We start from the raw sequence: 17,524 nt of genomic DNA on the forward strand, positions 1-17,524 counted from the left end.
ATGCATGCAAATTAATTTATGACTACATATGCTTCAAAACAATAAAAATTTTGGAGTACAAATGAAGAAACTACTGTTTATTGCACTATTATGTGTAAGCTCACTTTTTGCGAAAGATTTTGCATTTACTGCAATTCCTGATCAAGACGAAACTAAATTAAAAGAGAGATTCTCTTTATTAGCTGACTATCTGTCAAAAGAGTTAGGTGTAAATGCTAAATTTATCCCTGTTAAATCATATTCTGCATCAATTGCAGCTTTTAGAAATAATCAAGTTCAATTAGCTTGGTTTGGTGGATTATCTGGTGTTAGAGCAAGATTAATTGTTCCTAATGCAGTTGCAATTGCACAAGGTGTTGAAGATCCAAACTTCCACTCATTTTTAATTGCAAATACTTCAACTGGTTTAGAAAAATCTGAAAATGTTCCTGCAGCAATTGAAGGTAAAACTTTTACTTTTGGTTCAAAAGGTTCTACTTCTGGAAGATTAATGCCAGAATATTTTATTAGACAAGCATTTAATAAAGCACCTGAAGATATTTTCTCAAAAGTTGGATTCTCTGGAAATCACTCTAAAACAATTGCATTAGTTCAAAGTGGAGCTTATGAAGTTGGTGCTGTTAACTATAAAGTTTGGCATAGAGAATTAAAAGAGGGTAAAATTGATACTTCAAAAGTAAAAATTATTTATCAAACTCCTGGTTATCCTGATTATCAATTCACTGCAAGAGGTGATTTAGACGCAACTTATGGTGAAGGTTTTACTAAAAAATTACAAGAAGCATTAATTGCTATTAAAGATGAAAAAATCTTAAATGCTTTCCCTAGAAGTGGATTTATCAAAGCTTCAAATAAAGATTTTGAACCAGTATTAGAGACTGGAAGAAAAATAGGGATTATTGACTAAAATGGCATTTAATCTTGTTAATGAATCAATATACTATGATAGTTTTAAGGCTATTGACTCTTTAACACTAAATATTCAAAAGGGCGAAAAAGTAGCTCTTTTGGGTAAAAGTGGAAGTGGAAAATCAACACTTTTAAAAAGAATGTTTGAGTTACAAAAAGACTCTTCTTCTTATATTCCTCAAGAGTTAGGCTTAGTAAATAATCTATCAGTTTTTCACAATGTATATATTTCAAAACTTGATACAAATTCATTTTTTTATAATATTAGAAATTTTATTTATCCATGTAAAACGCAAGTAAGTGGAATTTCTAATATTCTAAAAGAGTTATTACTTGAAGATAAGCTTTTTACAAAATCTCTAAATCTTTCTGGTGGTCAAAGACAAAGAGTTGCAATTGCAAGAGCTATGTATGGACAAAATGAGATTTTGTTAGCTGATGAACCAGTTTCAGCTTTAGATGAATTTTTGTCAAAAAGAGTGATTGAAAAGTTAAATAGCTCTTTTGAAACAGTTGTATGTACAATGCACAATGTAGATTTAGCAATAGAAAACTTTGATAGAGTAATAGGTTTAAAAGATGGAGAGGTTTTAGTAGATAAAGCTTCATCTGCCCTTACAAGCGAAGATAGAAACAGATTATATTATGCTACAAAGTAAGAGCTTAAATGTTTCAGTTATTTTTATAGCTGTTGCACTTGTTTCATTTATTTTTGCAGATTTTTCTATCTCAACGATTGACCCTTTTATGGAGTTAAAAAACTTTTCTTTAGCCCTTTTTCAAATAGATATTTCTCAAACACCTAAGTTAATTCCAGCACTTTTTACAACAGTTTCTATTGCTATTGTTGCTATGCTTATCTCTTCAATTTTAGGTTTTATTTTAGCTTTAGTTTTTGAAAACTTTTTTGTACGAACTACCTTAGCTTTCACAAGAGCAATACATGAACTTTTTTGGGCTTTGATTTTTTTACAAATCTTTGGATTAAATACTTTAACAGCTCTTTTAGCAATTATAATTCCTTATAGTGCTATTTTAGCAAAGGTTTATGCAGAGATATTGCAAGAGCATGATACTTTTCCAAAAGAGTTAAAAGGAAAAGCAAAAGCCTCTTATTATCTTTATACAAAAATCCCAGATGCTTTACCTCATTTAGTTGCTTATACTTTTTATAGATTTGAGTGTGCTTTAAGGTCAACTGCAATCTTAGGATTTGTAGGGATTACTACTTTAGGTTATTATCTATCTTCATCTTTTATGCAAGGTTATTATAATGAGGTTTGGTTATTATTGATTATGTTTTATATCATCATTGCAACGATTAGATGGTGGATAAATAAATATACAGTAATACCTGCAATTTTGGCTTCATTTTTTTACTTAGATGATTTTGGTAATGTAAATATGGATAATTTTATTAGATTTATTACTAGTGATATAATTCCTCATCCTATCAAAACCGATAAACCTTTTTCAGAAGTTGTATCTTGGTTTGAAGCTATTTTTAGAGATGAGATTTTAGTAGGGGTTTTTAATACTATTTTGTTAACTCAAATCTCACTTGTATTAACAGCTATCTTAGCTTTAATTACTTTTCCTCTTGTTTCAAAAAAATTTACTAATAAGTTTTTTAGAACTCTTTCTCATATTTTCTTAGTAGTTCTTAGGTCTACTCCTGAATATATCTTAGCCTATTTATTTTTACAAATTTTTGGACCATCTATGCTTCCAGCAGCACTTGCTCTAATGCTTCACAATGGAGCTATTATTGGATTTTTAATGGGGCAACAAACAGATGAATTAGAGTTTAGATTAGATGTAACAAAAAAGAGAAATGAACTTTATTTATATGAGGTATTACCACGTATTTATTCTCAATTCTTAGCTTTTTTATTTTATAGATGGGAAATAATTATGAGAGAATCAGCTATTTTAGGAATCCTTGGAGTTGCTACTTTAGGATTTTATATAGATTCTGCTATTGCTGATTTTAGACTTGATAAGATGATGTTACTTCTAGTAGTAACTGCTTTATTAAATATCTTTATTGATTTAATCTCTAAAAAGAGTAGGGAGTATTTAAAAGTTGAAAAGAGTATTACCTCTTGTGGCTGTGATTTAAAATAGAAGAAAACTTCTATTTTAAATAATTATTTCATCTAAGTTAGTATCTCTAACTTTCTCTATTTTAAATGTTGCATTTGCAACTTTTCTTGGAGTATCTTCTTTATATTTTTCAATCACTTCTTTTAAGATTTTTAATTCATCTTTAGAGAAAAAAGATTTATCAAATTCCTCTTCCATTTTTAAAAAATTTAACTCTATAAAACTATCTTTTGTAAGAATTTCAATATCTAAATAATCAAGTAGTTCTTGAATAATATATAATCTTTCATCCTCTTCATCTAAATCTACACCATTTGCAATTATGTCAAAAATCTCACTTAAAACTACTGGCTCAGGATTTCTTTTATTTTTTATATAAGTCTCATTAAATATTTTTTCACCAGTTTTCTCTTGGTATAAATAATCACATAAAAAAAGTAAAATAGCTACTTTTCTATCACTTAAATGTTTTACATCATTTTCAAGCATAAGCAAAATAGCATTTGCAATCTTTGTTATATCAATTTTCAATTTCTTCCTTTAAATTAAGTCTAATGCTTTTTCATTAAATCTATAAGTTTTGTGTGCAACTTTTACAAGTATCTCTTTAGAAGCTAAATCTTTAAAAAGTTTAATCAATGTCGGTTTAGAAATAGAGATTTCACTCATAATCTCACTATAAGAAGCGTGAAGAAGGTTCTCATCATCTAAATTTCCAATAATATATTTTACAACTTCAACTTGTTTACTATCTGTAATAGCTGAGATGGTTTTAATAATATTTGAGTTTTTTTCTATTTGTTCTGATTGAATAATAGGAAATAAAACATCATGTAAAGTATTAAGTAACTCTTTTATATTAATAGGTTTTACAATATAATTTTCTACTTTTAATTTAATAGCATCTAAAAGATATTTTGTATCTGTATGTGCAGTTGTTAAAATAGCTGGAATATTTAAATGTTCACTATCTTTTAGGTTTCTTAAAAAGTCAATTCCATTTTCATTTTCAAGTAAAATATCTGAAATAATAACATCAACTTTTTTAGTTTTTAATATCTCTAAAGCTTCCTTTGAAGTATTTACAGCATACACCTTTGCAACAAAATCATCTAAAATATCTTTAGTGTGTGTTAATAATGATTTATCATCTTCTAAATAAAGAATATTAAATCTATTTAAAATGTTTAGATTTCTTTCTGACATTAGTCTATTCCTTCTATATTTTTATCTAAAGGTATATCTATAATAAATAGTGCCCCATGTTCTAAATTGTAACCATCTATTTTATTAAAAACATTCTTACACTTTATATTTCCATTCATATGTCTTTCAATAATTTGCTTTGACATATAAAGTCCAATACCAGTTCCAGCACTTTTATATTTAGTAGTATAATAAGGCTCAAAAATTTGAGGAAGAATTGTTTCATCAATTCCTCCTCCATTATCATAAATATTGATTCTAGCATTGTTATTATGCTCTTTTATTACAATTTTAATAAATCTCTCTTTTTCTTTATTTTTTAAAGCATCTTTTGAGTTTGAGATTATATTTAAAATTACATGAGATAACTCATTATAAAAACCATAAATTTGTAAATCTTTTTCAACAATAAGTCTAAGATTTATACTCTCTTTTTCCAAAATATATTTTGAAAGTTCAATAGAGTGTTTAACACAATCTTTTACACCAAAATTAGATTTATCTTTATTTGGGCTAAAAAAGTTTTGAAAATCTTCTAAAGTATTTGACATATTTTCAGCTAATAAAATAGCATCATTTGTTTTTTGTTCTACAAACTCAAATGAGAGTTTACCAAGTTCCATTTTAGTTTGAAAAGATTGAATAATCATCATAAGAGAACCAAGAGGTTGTCTCCATTGATGAGCTATATTTCCTAGCATTTCTCCTAAAGAGGCAAGTTTAGATTGCTGGAACATAATTAAATCTTTTTTTCTTGAGTTTGCAACTTCTTTTTGAATCTTAATTTCAAGATAATCATTAAGCTCTTGTAACTCTTTTGTTTTTTCATCAACAGCATCTTCTAGTCTAAAGTGAAGTTTTCTAAAGTTATTGATTAATAGAATTGATAAAATAATAGAAAATAAAAATACAAAAACAATTGAGATATTTAAAATTGTAGTTAAGGTACTAAAAGTTTTTAATGTCTCTCTTCTTTCACTAATTGCTAGATTTAAGTCATAGTTTGAAAGATTTGTAATATAAATATTTATAGAGTTGATTTCAAAATAGATTTCATTTATCAAAGAAGAAGTCTCTTCTACTTTTCCATCTTCAAGAAGTTTTACAGCTCTTTGTATCTTTCTATGAAGCTCTAAAATTTTATTATCAATATTTGAGATAATGCTCTCTTGTAAAATTTGACTTGTAGAGTGATAAGTTACTCCAAATAGTTCATTTATCTTTCTTGTTACATATGACTTTTCAAAATTTGCATCTTTTGAAGTTTTTAGATAACTATTCCAGTTTTTATTGATTAGCTGTTGACCTAAAAAGATTATCTCTTTTGATTGTTTTATCGTGATATTGTTTTTTTGTATATCATAAAGAGTATCATAAATATTAATTTTGTATGTATCTTTTATCTTTTCTAATTTGATAATAGGTTTAGTTCTTTTCTCAAAAAGAATATCAAAGTCATTTTTTAAAGTATAAATTGAAATTTGAGAAAGAATAATTATAGAAACCATTCCTCCTGTAATAATAAAAATTAAAATAGAAGTTTTATAAGAGAAAGGCAACTCTTCAAAATAAGACCAAATTTTCTTAATCATATTCTATCTCTTTAAAATTTTTATTTTCATATTCATATAAATATACTCTATTTAAAAGTTGTTTATTTTTATACTCTATTTTTATTCCTTGTAAAATATCACTTGGAAGATTTTTAATAGCTTCAAGGAATTTTTCTTGAGTAATATTTCCCTCTATTTTTCTAATTGCTTCAACTGTTGTTTTTGCTGCAAGAAAAGATTCTAAAGAGATAAAACCTAAAGGCTCATTTGGAAAATATTTTTTCATAATATTTCTATATTCTGCAACTATTCTAATGGTATTATCATAATATGCAGGTACAACTTGAGAGAAAATAATATTTGAAGTATCCTCTCCTAACTCATTTACCATCTCATTTGCATCTCCAAAAGAGATATTACAAAAAATCACATCTTTGAAATTAGGGTCTTCTTTTGCTTTTTTTATAAAATGAGTATTTGCTTCGTATGCACCAATCATAATAATAGCTTCAGGATTATGTGATTTTATCTCTAAAAAAGCATGTCTTATAGAAAGTGTATTTCTTTTATACATTCCTTCCCCTTGAATAGATAAATTCTTTTTTCTAAGAGATTTGATTAAAGAGACATAACCTTCTTCTCCAAAAGTGTCATTTTGATAAAAAACTGCAAATTTTTTAATTCCTTTTTTTTCATTCAAATAGTTTACAAGTTTATCTATCTCTTCTTGATATGAACTTCTAAAGTTAATAAAAGTAGAGAGTTTTTCATTTCTTAAAAATGAAGCACCTGTAAAAGGAGCAATAAAAGGAATCTCTAATTTTGTTAGTTCAGGTAGAATATTTTTAACAGTAGGTGTACCAACTAAACCAAAAAGAGCAAACAATCTATTTTGTTCTACAAGTTTTATTAAATTCTCTTTTGTAAGTTCTGGCTCATATTTATCATCATACCAAAGAAGCTTAATGTTTTTTCCATCAGGAAGTAACCCAACCTCATTTGCATAAGAAAAATATGCATTTGCTCCCACATAGACATTATGCCCCATAGCTTTCATAATACCTGTTTTAGGTAGAGATGTTCCAAGATACAAAGTATCTTCATTAAAATTATTTTGATTTAACTTTACATAGCTTAAAAAAAAGACTAAAATAAAGATTAAAATATATTTTATCAATTAAAATCCTATAATAATTTAAGTTTAGAAAATAAAAGTTAAACTTTTTTTACCAAAAAGTAACAGATTCCTAACAAGTGGTAAACAAAATTTAACTTTTTAAGTTTCAATTAAGTTTATACCTTATAAAATAAAGTAAAATATTTTTTACCAAAAGGCATAGGTTATGCAGGAATTTATATATTATAACAAAGATGGAATAGATTTTCCATTACCTGAAACTATTTTTGTAACTCAAACACTTACAGATATCCCACACAATGAATATATTGTTTCAAATGCAAAAGCTGCAAATGCAGAGTTAATTGCTGATGAAATCGACTTTTATATTAAAAATAGCCAAGACTCTTTAGCTGATAAAATTAAAAATGTAGAAAAACTTTATGAAATCAATGCAACAAAATTTGATAATGCAAAAGATATGTTTTTTAAAGAAGAGATTTCAAATAGCGTTTTATTAGTTTGTGAAAATGAACAAAAAAGTGAAGTTTTAAAAGCAATGGTTCCAGATGAATTTGATCTTTTTCATATCACAGCAGATATTATTAAAGATTTAGAAGGAAAAATTGGAAACTTAACAGTTACTATTGAAGATGGCGAAGAAGATGTTCAATTAAATGTTAGCCAAATTATTTGGTATAACAAAAAAGATATTGCCTGTAAATTCTCTGGAATTTTTGATCCAACTGAAATAGAATTAAATGATGTTTTAGCACAAGTTAGAATAAATATAACTAATTATGAATATAGAAAAGTTATTGCTTATGATTCTTCTATTTGTCAATACCATGAAAGAAGAGAAGAAGTTTGTGGAAGATGTGAGGCTGTGTGTCCTACAAATGCAATTACTAAAATTGACTCTTCAAAACATTTAGAGTTCTCTCATGTAGATTGTACAAATTGTGGAGAGTGTTTCTCTGTATGTCCTTCGGGTTCTTTAGAATATACACCTCAAGGGAAAGAATCAATATATTATACAAGTGATTTTTATAAAGATATACACCCTTTAATTATTCCTTCAAAAATGGATATTAAAAACCTTAATGTTTCAACTAAAGAAAAAGTTCTTCCTTTTGTTTTAGATACTTCACTATTCTTAGATGAAAGCTCATTACTTACAATTGTTCAAATGTCAGGTTCTCAAGTTGTAATTTACAACAGTGATTTTTCAGATTCAGTTACAAACTCTATTCAAATAATAAATGATATTTATCAAGCTAAATTCCAAAAAGATGCAATTTTAATTGCAAAAGATGAAGAGGAATTAAAGCTAAGATTAGAAGAGGTATCTTTTGTAGAGAACTCATATGTAAACTATAACCAACAAGGACAAAGAAAAAGAGAGATTTTTTCTAGTAGATTAGAGAAACTTGTTGGTGATAATGATTTTGGAACAGTTAAAACTGGTGAATTTGTTCATTATGGAAAAGTAAAAGTAAATGAAGCTACTTGTACTTTATGTTTATCTTGTGTTGGAGCATGTAATGTTTCTGCTTTAACAGCAAATGCTGAAGATAATACATTAAGATTAAATGCTTCAATCTGTACAGCTTGTGGATATTGTGAAGCTTCATGTCCAGAAGCAGATTGTTTAACAATCGAAAGAGATGTAATTGAATTAAAACCTACTTGGTTTAAAGAAGAAATCTTAGCAAAAGATACTCTTTTTGCCTGTGTTGAGTGTGGTAAAGAGTTTGCTACTACAAAAGCAGTTGAAAAGATAGCTAATATGATGGGACCAATCTTTGCTTCAAACCCTACAAAACAAAGAACTCTATATTGCTGTGAAGATTGTAAAGCAAAATTAATGATTAAACAAGGATTATTAGATGCATAGTAAAGAAATTGATAAAGCTAGAATGTTTATTTATAATGTTTTAGCAATGCTTTTTTTAGAAGATGAAGTAAAAAGTAATCAAGAACAAATTTTAGAAAGTTTAAAAATATTATCAGAAAATCCTTTTGACAGTGATTTTGCAGATTCAGTTAATAATATTATTGCTCTTATAGAATCATATAAAAAAGATGAGTTTTATGTGCAATACCAAGAACTATTTTTAGTTCCATTTGGAACATCTGTTTCTCTTAGTGCTTCATGGCATTATGATGAAAGAGAAGCTGGATTAATGCTTTTAAAAGTTAGAGATATTTTAGGTAAAACAAAAATTAGAAGAGATGAAAAAGCTTTTACAGCTCCTGAAGATAATTTTGGTTTTATCTTTACTCTTTGTGCTTATTTAATTGAGCAACAAGTTGAAGGAGAGATAAAAGAAAACCTTCAAAAAGAGTTATTTAAAGAGGTAATAAATCCATTTGTTGAGAAATTCTCATTTCAACTTGTATCAAGTGGTTCTGATGTTTATTCTCATGTTGGTTCTTTATTAAATATTTTCTTTAATTTTGAAAGATCATATTTAGAGCTTGAAAAAGTAGCTTAGGCTATGGGAGTGAAACTCCCTCTAAGGACTTAAAGAGTCTTTAGAGGGTTTTTCACCCACTAACAAAATAAGGAGTTTAATATGGCTGATGAGTTAACTCAAAGAAGAGGCTTTATTAAAAGAGCAGGGATTGCAGCTACTGTTTTAGCTGGTTCTGTTGTAGCAACTGCTGCGACTTCTGAAAGTAAAGATAGAGGAGCTGGAAGCAACGTTGGTAACGGTGTTGTAACGGGAACTTCTAACAAAAAAGAGATTCTTTATAAAAAGACTGCGGCTTGGAGCGAATTTTATAGCGCTGCAAAATAGATTACATAGGAGAAGAAGATGAATATGCTTAAAAGCTTTGGAAGAAGAAGCTTCTTAAAGATGGCTTCACTTGCAACAGCTGTTACAGCAACTTCTGCCTTTGCTAGTACAAAAACGGTACTTAGAGATGCGACTGAGGAAGAGATTAAAAATCCATTCCCTGGGTCAAAGCTTGTAAAGACAATTTGTACGCATTGTTCAGTAGGTTGTGGTGTAATTGCTGAAGTTCAAAACGGTGTATGGGTAAGACAAGAAGTTGCTCAAGATCACCCTATTAGTCATGGAGGTCACTGTTGTAAAGGTGCTGATATGATTGATAAAATTAGAGCAACTAATAGATTACAATATCCAATTGAAAAAGTTAATGGAGCTTGGAAAAGATTAAAATGGGATGATGCTATGAGCAAAATCTCTGATAAACTTATGGCTCTAAGAGAACAATATGGTCCTGATTCAGTACAATTTTTAGGATCTGCTAAAGTTAGTAATGAGCAAGCTTTCTATATTAGAAAATTTGCTGCTATGTTTGGAACGAATAATATAGATCACCAAGCTAGAATTTGACATAGTCCAACAGTTGCCGGTGTGGCAAATACATGGGGTTATGGAGCTATGACTAATCACTTAGGTGATATGCAAAATTCAAAAGCTATTATTATTTTCGGAGCAAACCCAGCTTCTAACCACCCGATTTCTATGCAACATATTTTAAAAGCAAAGGAACAAAACGGGGCAAAAATTATTGTTGTTGATCCAAGATTTACTAAAACTGCTGCTAAATCTGATATCTATTGTAGAATTAGAACAGGTACAGATATCGCATTTATGTATGGTATGATCAGACTAATCAAAGAGAATGGTTGGTATGACAAATCATTTATTGCAGATAGAGTTTATGGTATGGATGAAATCTTCAAAGAGTGTGAACAATATACTCCTGAAGTAGTTGAAGATATTACTGGATGTCCTAAAGAGATGCTTATTCAGGCTACTACTGCATTTGCAGCAGCTGACCCAGGTGCATTAATTTGGAATCAAGGTTGGACACAACATACTATCGGTTCTTCAAATACAAGATTAGGTTCTATTTTACAATTAGTACTTGGTAACATGGGTAAACCAGGTGGTGGATGTAACATTCTAAGAGGTCACGATAACGTACAAGGTTCTACTGACTTAGGTTGTTTATCACACACATTACCAGGATATTATGGTTTAAGTGAAGGTTCTTGGAAATACTTTGCTAAACAATGGAACGTAGATTATGACTGGTTAAAAATGAGATTCAAATCTCAAGAAATGATGCAAAAACCAGGATACAGTTTATCATTATGGATTCACGGTGTAAATGAAAAAGAGAATGAAGCTAATAATGCTGGAGCTCCTTTAAAAGCACTTGTTTGTATTGGTAACGGTATTTCAACAATTACTCAAACACATAAAGTAAAAGAAGCATTAGACAACTTAGATTTAGTTGTATTTATTGATCCATATGTAAATGATGCAGCAGTTATTACTACAAGAGGTGATAATATGTTCTTATTACCAGCAGCTTCACAAGTTGAGACTGAAGGTACAGTTGTAAATACTGCAAGAACTGCTCAATGGAGATATAAAGTTGTTGATCCTTTATATGAAGCAAGAACAGACCACGATATCTTATTTGACTTTGCTAAGAGAATGGGATTCTATAAAGAGTTTGTTGCTGGTATGGGTAAAGGTGAAAACTTTAAATGGCCAGAAGATGCTACTAATGAAATTGCAAGAAGTTTAAAAACTATTGGAATGCAAGGTAGAACGGCTGAAAGAATTAAAAAACATACTGATAATTGGCACTTATTTAACTCTACATCTTTAAAAGGTAGAGGTCCAGTTACTAAAGAGTACTATGGTTTACCATGGCCTTGTTGGGATGAAAAACACCCTGGAAGTCCAGTATTATATAATGTAAACTTACCAGTATCTCAAGGTGGATTAGGATTTAGAGCTAGATTCGGTACAGAAAGAAATGGTGAAAGTTTATTAGCAGCTAATGGTGTTGCACCAGTTGGTTCTAAAGTTAAAGGTGGTTATGCAGAAATCACTTCTAAAAATATTGAAGAACTTGCAGGTATCAAATTAACTGATGAAGAGAGAAAAGCAGTTGAAGGTAAAAACTGGAAAACTGATGATAGTGGTATTTTAGTTAAATATGCATTACAAGCAGGACTTGCTCCTTATGGAAATGCAAGAGCTAGAACTATTGTTTGGAACTTTAAAGATAATATTCCTAAACATAGAGAGCCATTACACTCATTTAGACCTGATTTAGTTAAAAAATATCCAGCTATTGATGACTTAAAGAGCCATTATAGAACAAATGTTAGATATAAATCTGAGCAAAATGCACAAGTATGGGTAAATGATTATCCAGTAAATATTGTTTCAGGAAGAGTTGTTGAGCACATGGGAACAGGTACAGAGACAAGAGCTTCTAAATATTTAGCTGAATTATCTCCTGAAATGTACGGTGAAGTACACCCAGAATTAGCTGCAAAACTTGGACTTAGAGATGGTGAAATGATGTGGGTTCATGGAACAGGTGGAGGAAAAATCAAAATTAAATGTGTACACAGTTTAAGAGTAGATGAAAACTCAGTATTCTTACCTCAAAACTTCTCTGGTATCTGGAGTGGTGAGCATTTAGGTAAGAGATATCCATCAGCTACAGCACCATATGCATTTGGTGAGAGTTCTAACCAAGTTACAAGTTATGGTTACGATCAAGAAACATCTTGTCCAGAGACTAAATGTTCTCTAGTAAGATTAGAAAGAGCATAGGAGAATAAAATGGGAAAACAACCAGAATTTGCAAGAATGAAATTTTATTGTGATGAAAACCTATGTATCGATTGTAACGGATGTGTAGTTGCTTGTAAAGAGGCACACGAAGTTCCAGTAGGAGTTAACAGAAGAAAAGTTGTTACAGTAAATGAAGGTGTAGTAGGGAAAGAGATTTCTGTATCTATGGCTTGTATGCACTGTAGTGATGCTCCTTGTCAACAAGTTTGTCCAGTAGATTGTTTCTATATCAGAACTGATGGAATTGTTTTACATGATAAAGACAAATGTATCGGTTGTGGTTATTGTCTATTTGCTTGTCCTTTTGGAGCTCCTCAGTTCCCTAAAGATGGTGCATTTGGAACAAAAGGAAAAATGGACAAATGTACTATGTGTGCGGGAGGTCCTGAAGAGACTAACTCTGCTGAAGAGTTCCATAAATATGGACAAAATAGAATTTCAGAAGGTAAGGTTCCTATGTGTGCTTCAATGTGTTCTACTAAAGCGCTTCTTGTTGGTGATTCTGACGAGGTTGCTTTAATTAAAACATATAGAGCTACGCATAAAGGAAAAGGTATCGCAACTGAATCTTATGGATGGTAATATAAATGAACAATAGCTCGTTTTATGAAAGAAATAAGGCATATATTTTAACATTTTTAGGGCTATCATTAGTAGGATTTATTTTCTTAGAATTCTTAATGGTAATTGATTGGGATTACTTTATGAGATATAAGTTAGCAATCCTATTAACAGGGAATCTGGATGGAGTTTTAACTCCTCCAAGTTCTACTTATGAAGCTATGGTTAATAAAGCCTTTGGTCCAGGATATGAAGCTTTTGCCCCAGAGATTATTAGAGCAAGTAATGAGAGACAACTTTTTATTTGGTGGGTATTTGTTGCTGAAATTGCACTTTTCTGTTTTATGTATGTAAAATATGGAAGACAAGAAGCAGTAATTACAAGACCAGATGACCAAGTTCAAGTATTCTCTTTATTTCAAAGATTTGTAATGATTGCAAATGTTTTAATCGTAATTACACTTATTATTACTGGTTTTAACATTACATGGGGATTAAGATCAGGTGGTGGAGATATCGCATTTTTCTTAAGAGGACTTCATGAAGTAACTGGAATCGCGTGGTTCCCAATTTGGTTACTAATGAGTATTATTGCATTTAAAGATGCTAAATTATTAGTTAAAAATAGTTTAACAAATAAATTTATCTTACCAGGTAAATATAAACCTATGAAAAGAATTATTTATTTCTTCTTTGTTATTATGGGTGGTGGTTTACTTGTAAGTGGATTTTTAATCTGGTTTTTACATCCAGATGCATTTACTCATGGAGAGTTTATACAATTTAAGAGATTATTATTATATGTTCACTTTGGTTCATCTGTAATGATTATGTTCTTTATGATGGATTTTGTATATTCTGTAGCAGTAGCTGTAAAAGGAAATATTCAAGGTATTATTACTGGAAAATATCCAAGAGAACATTTAGAGCAATTAGCACCAGATGTTTTAGCTGATATTGAAGGAAAAGGGAAGTAGTATGACTAAGCCATACAGAAGTGAAAACTTCTCCCCTTTTCATACTAATTCTTCTCAATATTGCAAAGAAGTAATAATTGATAGAATCTATGAAGATGGGTCTGAAGTTTTAGAAGATTATGTAATAAAAGAAGAAAAAGTTGAATTCTTTTTAAATGGTGAAAAGTTTTTATCTGTAATGACAATTGCAAAAAACCAAGATGCACATATTGTTGGATTTTTATTAAGTGAAGCAGTTATTAAAACTGTGGATGATATTCAATCAATAAATGTAAGTGAAGATGGTTTAAAAGTAGAAGTTATAGCAAATGTTAGTCAAGAAGGATTTGAAAACCTATTTAAAGAAAAAACTCTAACTTCAGGTTGTTGTGTTGGTGTAACAGGAAATGCAGAGAAGACTTTTGATTGTGCTTTTGTAAGTACTGATTATACTATTAAAGCAAAAGATATTTTATCTCATATGAAAAAGTTTAATAAACCAAGTGAACTTTTTGATAATACAGGTTGTGTTCATAAAGCAGAATTAGTGCTTGAAGATGGTACAGTATATATTTCAGAAGATATTGGAAGACACAACGCAATTGATAAAGTTATTGGTCAAGCTAGTTTAGATAGAAAAGATGTAAAAAGGTCAGTTCTTTATGCTAGTGGAAGATTATCAATGGAAATGGTTGTAAAGTGTGTTATGCATAAAATACCAATTGTTGTTTCAAAAGCAGCAGTAACATTTCAAGGTATTAAAAGTGCAAACGAACATGGTATCACTTTAATTGGTTTTGCAAGAAACAGTAAAATGAACCTTTATACTCATACAGGAAGAGTTCATGTCTAGTATAGACGATAATGTAAATATACAATTAGATAATACACAAAAAGAGTTATTATTAAATAATCTTGATGCTGATGGTAGATTATCATGTCTTAAAGCTTTTAAAGTTGCAAGATTAATTGGTAAAAAACCAAAAGAGATGTCAGCCGTGACAAAAAGTTTAGGAATTAAAATCACAAATTGTGAATTGGGAGTTTTTGGAAAATTAAAATTCTTTGATCCTAATATTGAAGTTTATAAAAACTTAAAAGAGAGCTACAATGGAGCAAAACAATTAGAGTGTAAAATTCTATTTGAAGAGGCTAGAAATAGTAGTTTAAAAACAGTAGGTTCTACAGTTAAAAATTCTGACATTGAAGTTACAAATTGTCAGTTAGGATGTTTTAGAGAAAGAAAGGGTAAAGTTGCCAAAACTAAATAGTCTTCAATACCATAAATTAGAAGATAATAGTTTAAATTGTTTATCTTTAGATGCTTTGGTTTCTAATGACTTTTTTGATGAGTTATCAAAAGAGTATAAAAAGAGTTTTGGCTTTAAAAAGTTTAGAACTTTTTCTTTTTCAAAAGAGGGCTTTTTAGGTCTTTTTTTAGAGCTTAATTCAAAAATTGCAGTAAGTTTAGGTGAAAGTAAAGCAATAATTGATGGAGCTAAATTATATGAAAAGCTAGGCTTTCAAGTTCAATGGCTTTCTTTAAATAAAGATGGAAAAGTAAATTTATATGATTTAGAAAATAAAGATATAGATTTCCTTTTTTTATCTTCTTATGTAATGGATACTTTTGTAAAGACTTCACTAAAAGAAGTTAAAAGTAAAACCAAAGCAAAAATCATCTCAAATGCAACAGCACACAAAGACAATTTAAGTGATATTATCTATTTTGACTCTTATAAACTTTTTGGATTCTGTACAGCTTCTGTTTTATTATTTGATAATGAAGAGTTTGAACAGCTATCAATAGGGCAAACTGATACCCTTGCTGTAAAATATACTCTTGAAGCAATAAAAAAACAAAACTTTGATTATGACTTAAAGCAAGAGTTTTTAGAAGAATTAATAGTATTATTCAAAGATGATATCTATTTTTTTGTAGAACCAAATACGACCTTAGAGTACTCTTTACATTTTGGATTAAAAGGAATAAAAGCAAGAGAGTTAATCCGTACCCTTGCTTTAAATAAAATCTTTATTTCAAATGGAGAAGGGTGTTCTTTAGGACTTTCAAAGCCATCACAAATAATTCAGCAAATGGGTTATGATGAGCTTACAAGTAGAAATTCTATAAGCTTATCATTTTATAAAAGTGATGAAAAAATAGATGTTAAAAATATAGTAAAAACTATCTATTTAAAATATAGACAGATTAAGGCTTTAAATGATGAGTAAAATATTTATTAGCTTAGAAGAAGCAATCAAAAAGAGTTTAGAGTTAGTTGAAGCATCAACTTTAATAGAATCAATTCCTTTAGAAAAAGCTTTAGGAAGAGTTTTATCTAAAGATATTATTTGTATTAAAAACTTACCTGCTTTTAATAATTCAGCAATGGATGGCTTTGCTATTAAAGCTAGTGATGCAGGAAAAACTTTAACAATCAAAAAGAAAATCTTTGCAGGAGATAAAGGAGAAGTAAGCCCTTTAGAAAAAGATGAGTGTTATAAAATTATGACAGGGGCAAAAGTTCCAGCTGATGTTGATACCATTATTCCTTTTGAACTTTGTACTAATGTTAGTGAAACTTCTGTAACAATTCCAAATGAAGTAAAAAAAGGAAATCATTTAAGACTTAAAGGGGAAGAGCAAAAAGAGGGCAATACTCTTATAAGTAAAGCTGAAACTATAAACTTCTCTCATATAACTCTTTTAGCTTCTCAAGGAATTACAATGGTAGAAGTTGTAAAGAAAATCTCTATTGCAGTAATTTCAACTGGAAATGAATTAAAAGAGCCTTGGGAGTCTTCTGATGAAGAGGAGATTTATAATTGTAATTCATATGGAATAATCTCTTTGTTAAATCAAAAAGGTTTTGAAGCTTCGTATTGTGGAGTAATCTCTGATAATTTAGAAGAGTCTTCAAAATGTATCTCAAATCTAAAAAAATATGATGTGGTAATAACTACAGGTGGTATCTCTATGGGAGATGCTGATTTTGTTTCACAAGCTTTTAAAGAGAATGGATTAGAAGTTGCTTTTCATGGAGTAAATATTAAACCTGGAAAACCAATTATGATGGGTAAAATGGATAATACTGTAGTTATCTCTTTACCAGGAAATCCTCTGCCAGCTTTAATTAATACCTATCTTTTTATTTTGCCAGTTCTTAGTAAAAAACAAGGAAGTAAAGCTTTTTATCACGATACAACTTTTTCTATGAATACTCAAAGATTTGAAGTAAAACAAGGTAAAGTAAATATAGTACTTGGAAAAGTAGAAAATGGAAACTTTAAAGTTACAAGAGATAACAAATATGGAGCTGCTATGATTACAGCACTTTATGAGAGCAATGCCTTACTTGTAACAAAAGAAGAGAGAGCCTCTTTAGAAGTAGGGGAAGAGGCTCATCTTATAAAATTTGATAGTGATTTAATAGAAAAAGAGTCATATATTTTTAATTAAAAAAAACT

Annotated in this window: 17 protein-coding genes; 13 read left to right on the forward strand and 4 right to left on the reverse strand. The window is 29.2% G+C overall.

Going from position 1 to position 17,524, the window contains the following annotated elements; genetic code table 11:
• The first annotated feature begins 61 nt into the window (after positions 1-61).
• From ABIV_RS05460 to ABIV_RS05470, 3 genes are read left to right on the forward strand one after another with little or no spacing between them, the layout of a single operon-like run.
• Complete coding sequence (locus tag ABIV_RS05460; RefSeq protein WP_114838897.1) at positions 62-907, forward strand: putative selenate ABC transporter substrate-binding protein; 846 nt, start codon at positions 62-64, stop codon at positions 905-907.
• Between the two features lies 1 nt (position 908).
• Positions 909-1,568 carry an ATP-binding cassette domain-containing protein gene (locus ABIV_RS05465; RefSeq protein WP_129088490.1) on the forward strand — a complete coding sequence of 220 codons (660 nt, stop codon included), beginning with the start codon at positions 909-911 and terminating at the stop codon, positions 1,566-1,568.
• Positions 1,555-3,036 carry a PhnE/PtxC family ABC transporter permease gene (locus ABIV_RS05470; RefSeq protein ID WP_114838899.1) on the forward strand — a complete coding sequence of 494 codons (1,482 nt, stop codon included), beginning with the start codon at positions 1,555-1,557 and terminating at the stop codon, positions 3,034-3,036. The genes ABIV_RS05465 and ABIV_RS05470 overlap by 14 nt, the downstream gene beginning before the upstream one ends.
• Positions 3,037-3,051: 15 nt before the next feature.
• On the opposite strand, the gene ABIV_RS05475 is transcribed toward ABIV_RS05470, so the two are convergent.
• Genes ABIV_RS05475 through ABIV_RS05490 form a run of 4 tightly spaced genes read right to left on the reverse strand, consistent with a single transcriptional unit; the run spans position 3,052 to position 6,951 of the window.
• On the reverse strand, positions 3,052-3,546 hold the full coding sequence (locus tag ABIV_RS05475; protein WP_114838900.1) for a Panacea domain-containing protein: 495 nt from the start codon (positions 3,544-3,546) through the stop codon (positions 3,052-3,054).
• Between the two features lie 9 nt (positions 3,547-3,555).
• Complete coding sequence (locus ABIV_RS05480; RefSeq protein WP_114838901.1) at positions 3,556-4,221, reverse strand: response regulator; 666 nt, start codon at positions 4,219-4,221, stop codon at positions 3,556-3,558.
• Entirely contained in the window at positions 4,221-5,813 is a 1,593-nt protein-coding gene (locus ABIV_RS05485) for a sensor histidine kinase (RefSeq protein ID WP_228254339.1), read from the reverse strand. The genes ABIV_RS05480 and ABIV_RS05485 overlap by 1 nt, the downstream gene beginning before the upstream one ends.
• Positions 5,806-6,951 (reverse strand): ABC transporter substrate-binding protein, encoded by a 1,146-nt coding sequence (locus ABIV_RS05490; RefSeq protein WP_114838902.1) that lies wholly within the window; start codon positions 6,949-6,951, stop codon positions 5,806-5,808. The genes ABIV_RS05485 and ABIV_RS05490 overlap by 8 nt, the downstream gene beginning before the upstream one ends.
• A 166-nt stretch (positions 6,952-7,117) precedes the next feature.
• Between ABIV_RS05490 and ABIV_RS05495 the strand changes: the two genes are divergently transcribed.
• The 10 genes from ABIV_RS05495 (at position 7,118) to ABIV_RS05540 (ending at position 17,516) form a co-directional block, all read left to right on the forward strand.
• Positions 7,118-8,788 (forward strand): 4Fe-4S dicluster domain-containing protein, encoded by a 1,671-nt coding sequence (locus ABIV_RS05495; RefSeq protein ID WP_114838903.1) that lies wholly within the window; start codon positions 7,118-7,120, stop codon positions 8,786-8,788.
• Positions 8,781-9,389, forward strand: coding sequence for a TorD/DmsD family molecular chaperone (locus ABIV_RS05500; RefSeq protein WP_114838904.1), 609 nt, complete (start codon positions 8,781-8,783; stop codon positions 9,387-9,389). The genes ABIV_RS05495 and ABIV_RS05500 overlap by 8 nt, the downstream gene beginning before the upstream one ends.
• A gap of 81 nt (positions 9,390-9,470) precedes the next feature.
• The gene (locus ABIV_RS05505) at positions 9,471-9,695 is read left to right on the forward strand and encodes a formate dehydrogenase (protein ID WP_114838905.1); all 225 of its coding nucleotides are present in this window, start codon (positions 9,471-9,473) and stop codon (positions 9,693-9,695) included.
• An 18-nt stretch (positions 9,696-9,713) separates the two neighbouring features.
• Positions 9,714-12,515 carry a molybdopterin-dependent oxidoreductase gene (locus ABIV_RS05510; RefSeq protein ID WP_114838906.1) on the forward strand — a complete coding sequence of 934 codons (2,802 nt, stop codon included), beginning with the start codon at positions 9,714-9,716 and terminating at the stop codon, positions 12,513-12,515.
• A 9-nt stretch (positions 12,516-12,524) separates the two neighbouring features.
• Complete coding sequence (gene fdh3B, locus ABIV_RS05515) at positions 12,525-13,118, forward strand: formate dehydrogenase FDH3 subunit beta (protein ID WP_114838907.1); 594 nt, start codon at positions 12,525-12,527, stop codon at positions 13,116-13,118.
• Positions 13,119-13,123: 5 nt separating this feature from the next.
• On the forward strand, positions 13,124-14,074 hold the full coding sequence (locus tag ABIV_RS05520; protein ID WP_114838908.1) for a cytochrome b/b6 domain-containing protein: 951 nt from the start codon (positions 13,124-13,126) through the stop codon (positions 14,072-14,074).
• Between the two features lies 1 nt (position 14,075).
• The gene (gene fdhD / locus ABIV_RS05525) at positions 14,076-14,906 is read left to right on the forward strand and encodes a formate dehydrogenase accessory sulfurtransferase FdhD (protein ID WP_114838909.1); all 831 of its coding nucleotides are present in this window, start codon (positions 14,076-14,078) and stop codon (positions 14,904-14,906) included.
• Positions 14,899-15,324, forward strand: coding sequence for a ModE family transcriptional regulator (locus ABIV_RS05530; protein WP_114838910.1), 426 nt, complete (start codon positions 14,899-14,901; stop codon positions 15,322-15,324). The genes fdhD and ABIV_RS05530 overlap by 8 nt, the downstream gene beginning before the upstream one ends.
• Positions 15,308-16,288, forward strand: a complete 981-nt coding sequence (locus ABIV_RS05535) for a cysteine desulfurase (protein WP_114838911.1) — start codon at positions 15,308-15,310, stop codon at positions 16,286-16,288. The genes ABIV_RS05530 and ABIV_RS05535 overlap by 17 nt, the downstream gene beginning before the upstream one ends.
• The gene (locus ABIV_RS05540; protein ID WP_114840460.1) at positions 16,281-17,516 is read left to right on the forward strand and encodes a molybdopterin molybdotransferase MoeA; all 1,236 of its coding nucleotides are present in this window, start codon (positions 16,281-16,283) and stop codon (positions 17,514-17,516) included. The genes ABIV_RS05535 and ABIV_RS05540 overlap by 8 nt, the downstream gene beginning before the upstream one ends.
• Positions 17,517-17,524: the final 8 nt, after the last annotated feature.

Source organism: Halarcobacter bivalviorum, from assembly GCF_003346815.1.
Lineage (GTDB): Bacteria > Campylobacterota > Campylobacteria > Campylobacterales > Arcobacteraceae > Halarcobacter > Halarcobacter bivalviorum.

Coding starts and splice junctions, on each gene's coding strand:
- ABIV_RS05460 (WP_114838897.1), top strand. CDS start 62: ATGAAGAAACTACTGTTTATTGCACTATTATGTGTAAGCTCACTTTTT.
- ABIV_RS05465 (WP_129088490.1), top strand. CDS start 909: ATGGCATTTAATCTTGTTAATGAATCAATATACTATGATAGTTTTAAG.
- ABIV_RS05470 (WP_114838899.1), top strand. CDS start 1,555: ATGCTACAAAGTAAGAGCTTAAATGTTTCAGTTATTTTTATAGCTGTT.
- ABIV_RS05480 (WP_114838901.1), bottom strand. CDS start 4,221: ATGTCAGAAAGAAATCTAAACATTTTAAATAGATTTAATATTCTTTAT.
- ABIV_RS05485 (WP_228254339.1), bottom strand. CDS start 5,813: ATGATTAAGAAAATTTGGTCTTATTTTGAAGAGTTGCCTTTCTCTTAT.
- ABIV_RS05495 (WP_114838903.1), top strand. CDS start 7,118: ATGCAGGAATTTATATATTATAACAAAGATGGAATAGATTTTCCATTA.
- ABIV_RS05500 (WP_114838904.1), top strand. CDS start 8,781: ATGCATAGTAAAGAAATTGATAAAGCTAGAATGTTTATTTATAATGTT.
- ABIV_RS05505 (WP_114838905.1), top strand. CDS start 9,471: ATGGCTGATGAGTTAACTCAAAGAAGAGGCTTTATTAAAAGAGCAGGG.
- fdh3B (WP_114838907.1), top strand. CDS start 12,525: ATGGGAAAACAACCAGAATTTGCAAGAATGAAATTTTATTGTGATGAA.
- ABIV_RS05520 (WP_114838908.1), top strand. CDS start 13,124: ATGAACAATAGCTCGTTTTATGAAAGAAATAAGGCATATATTTTAACA.
- fdhD (WP_114838909.1), top strand. CDS start 14,076: ATGACTAAGCCATACAGAAGTGAAAACTTCTCCCCTTTTCATACTAAT.
- ABIV_RS05530 (WP_114838910.1), top strand. CDS start 14,899: ATGTCTAGTATAGACGATAATGTAAATATACAATTAGATAATACACAA.
- ABIV_RS05540 (WP_114840460.1), top strand. CDS start 16,281: ATGAGTAAAATATTTATTAGCTTAGAAGAAGCAATCAAAAAGAGTTTA.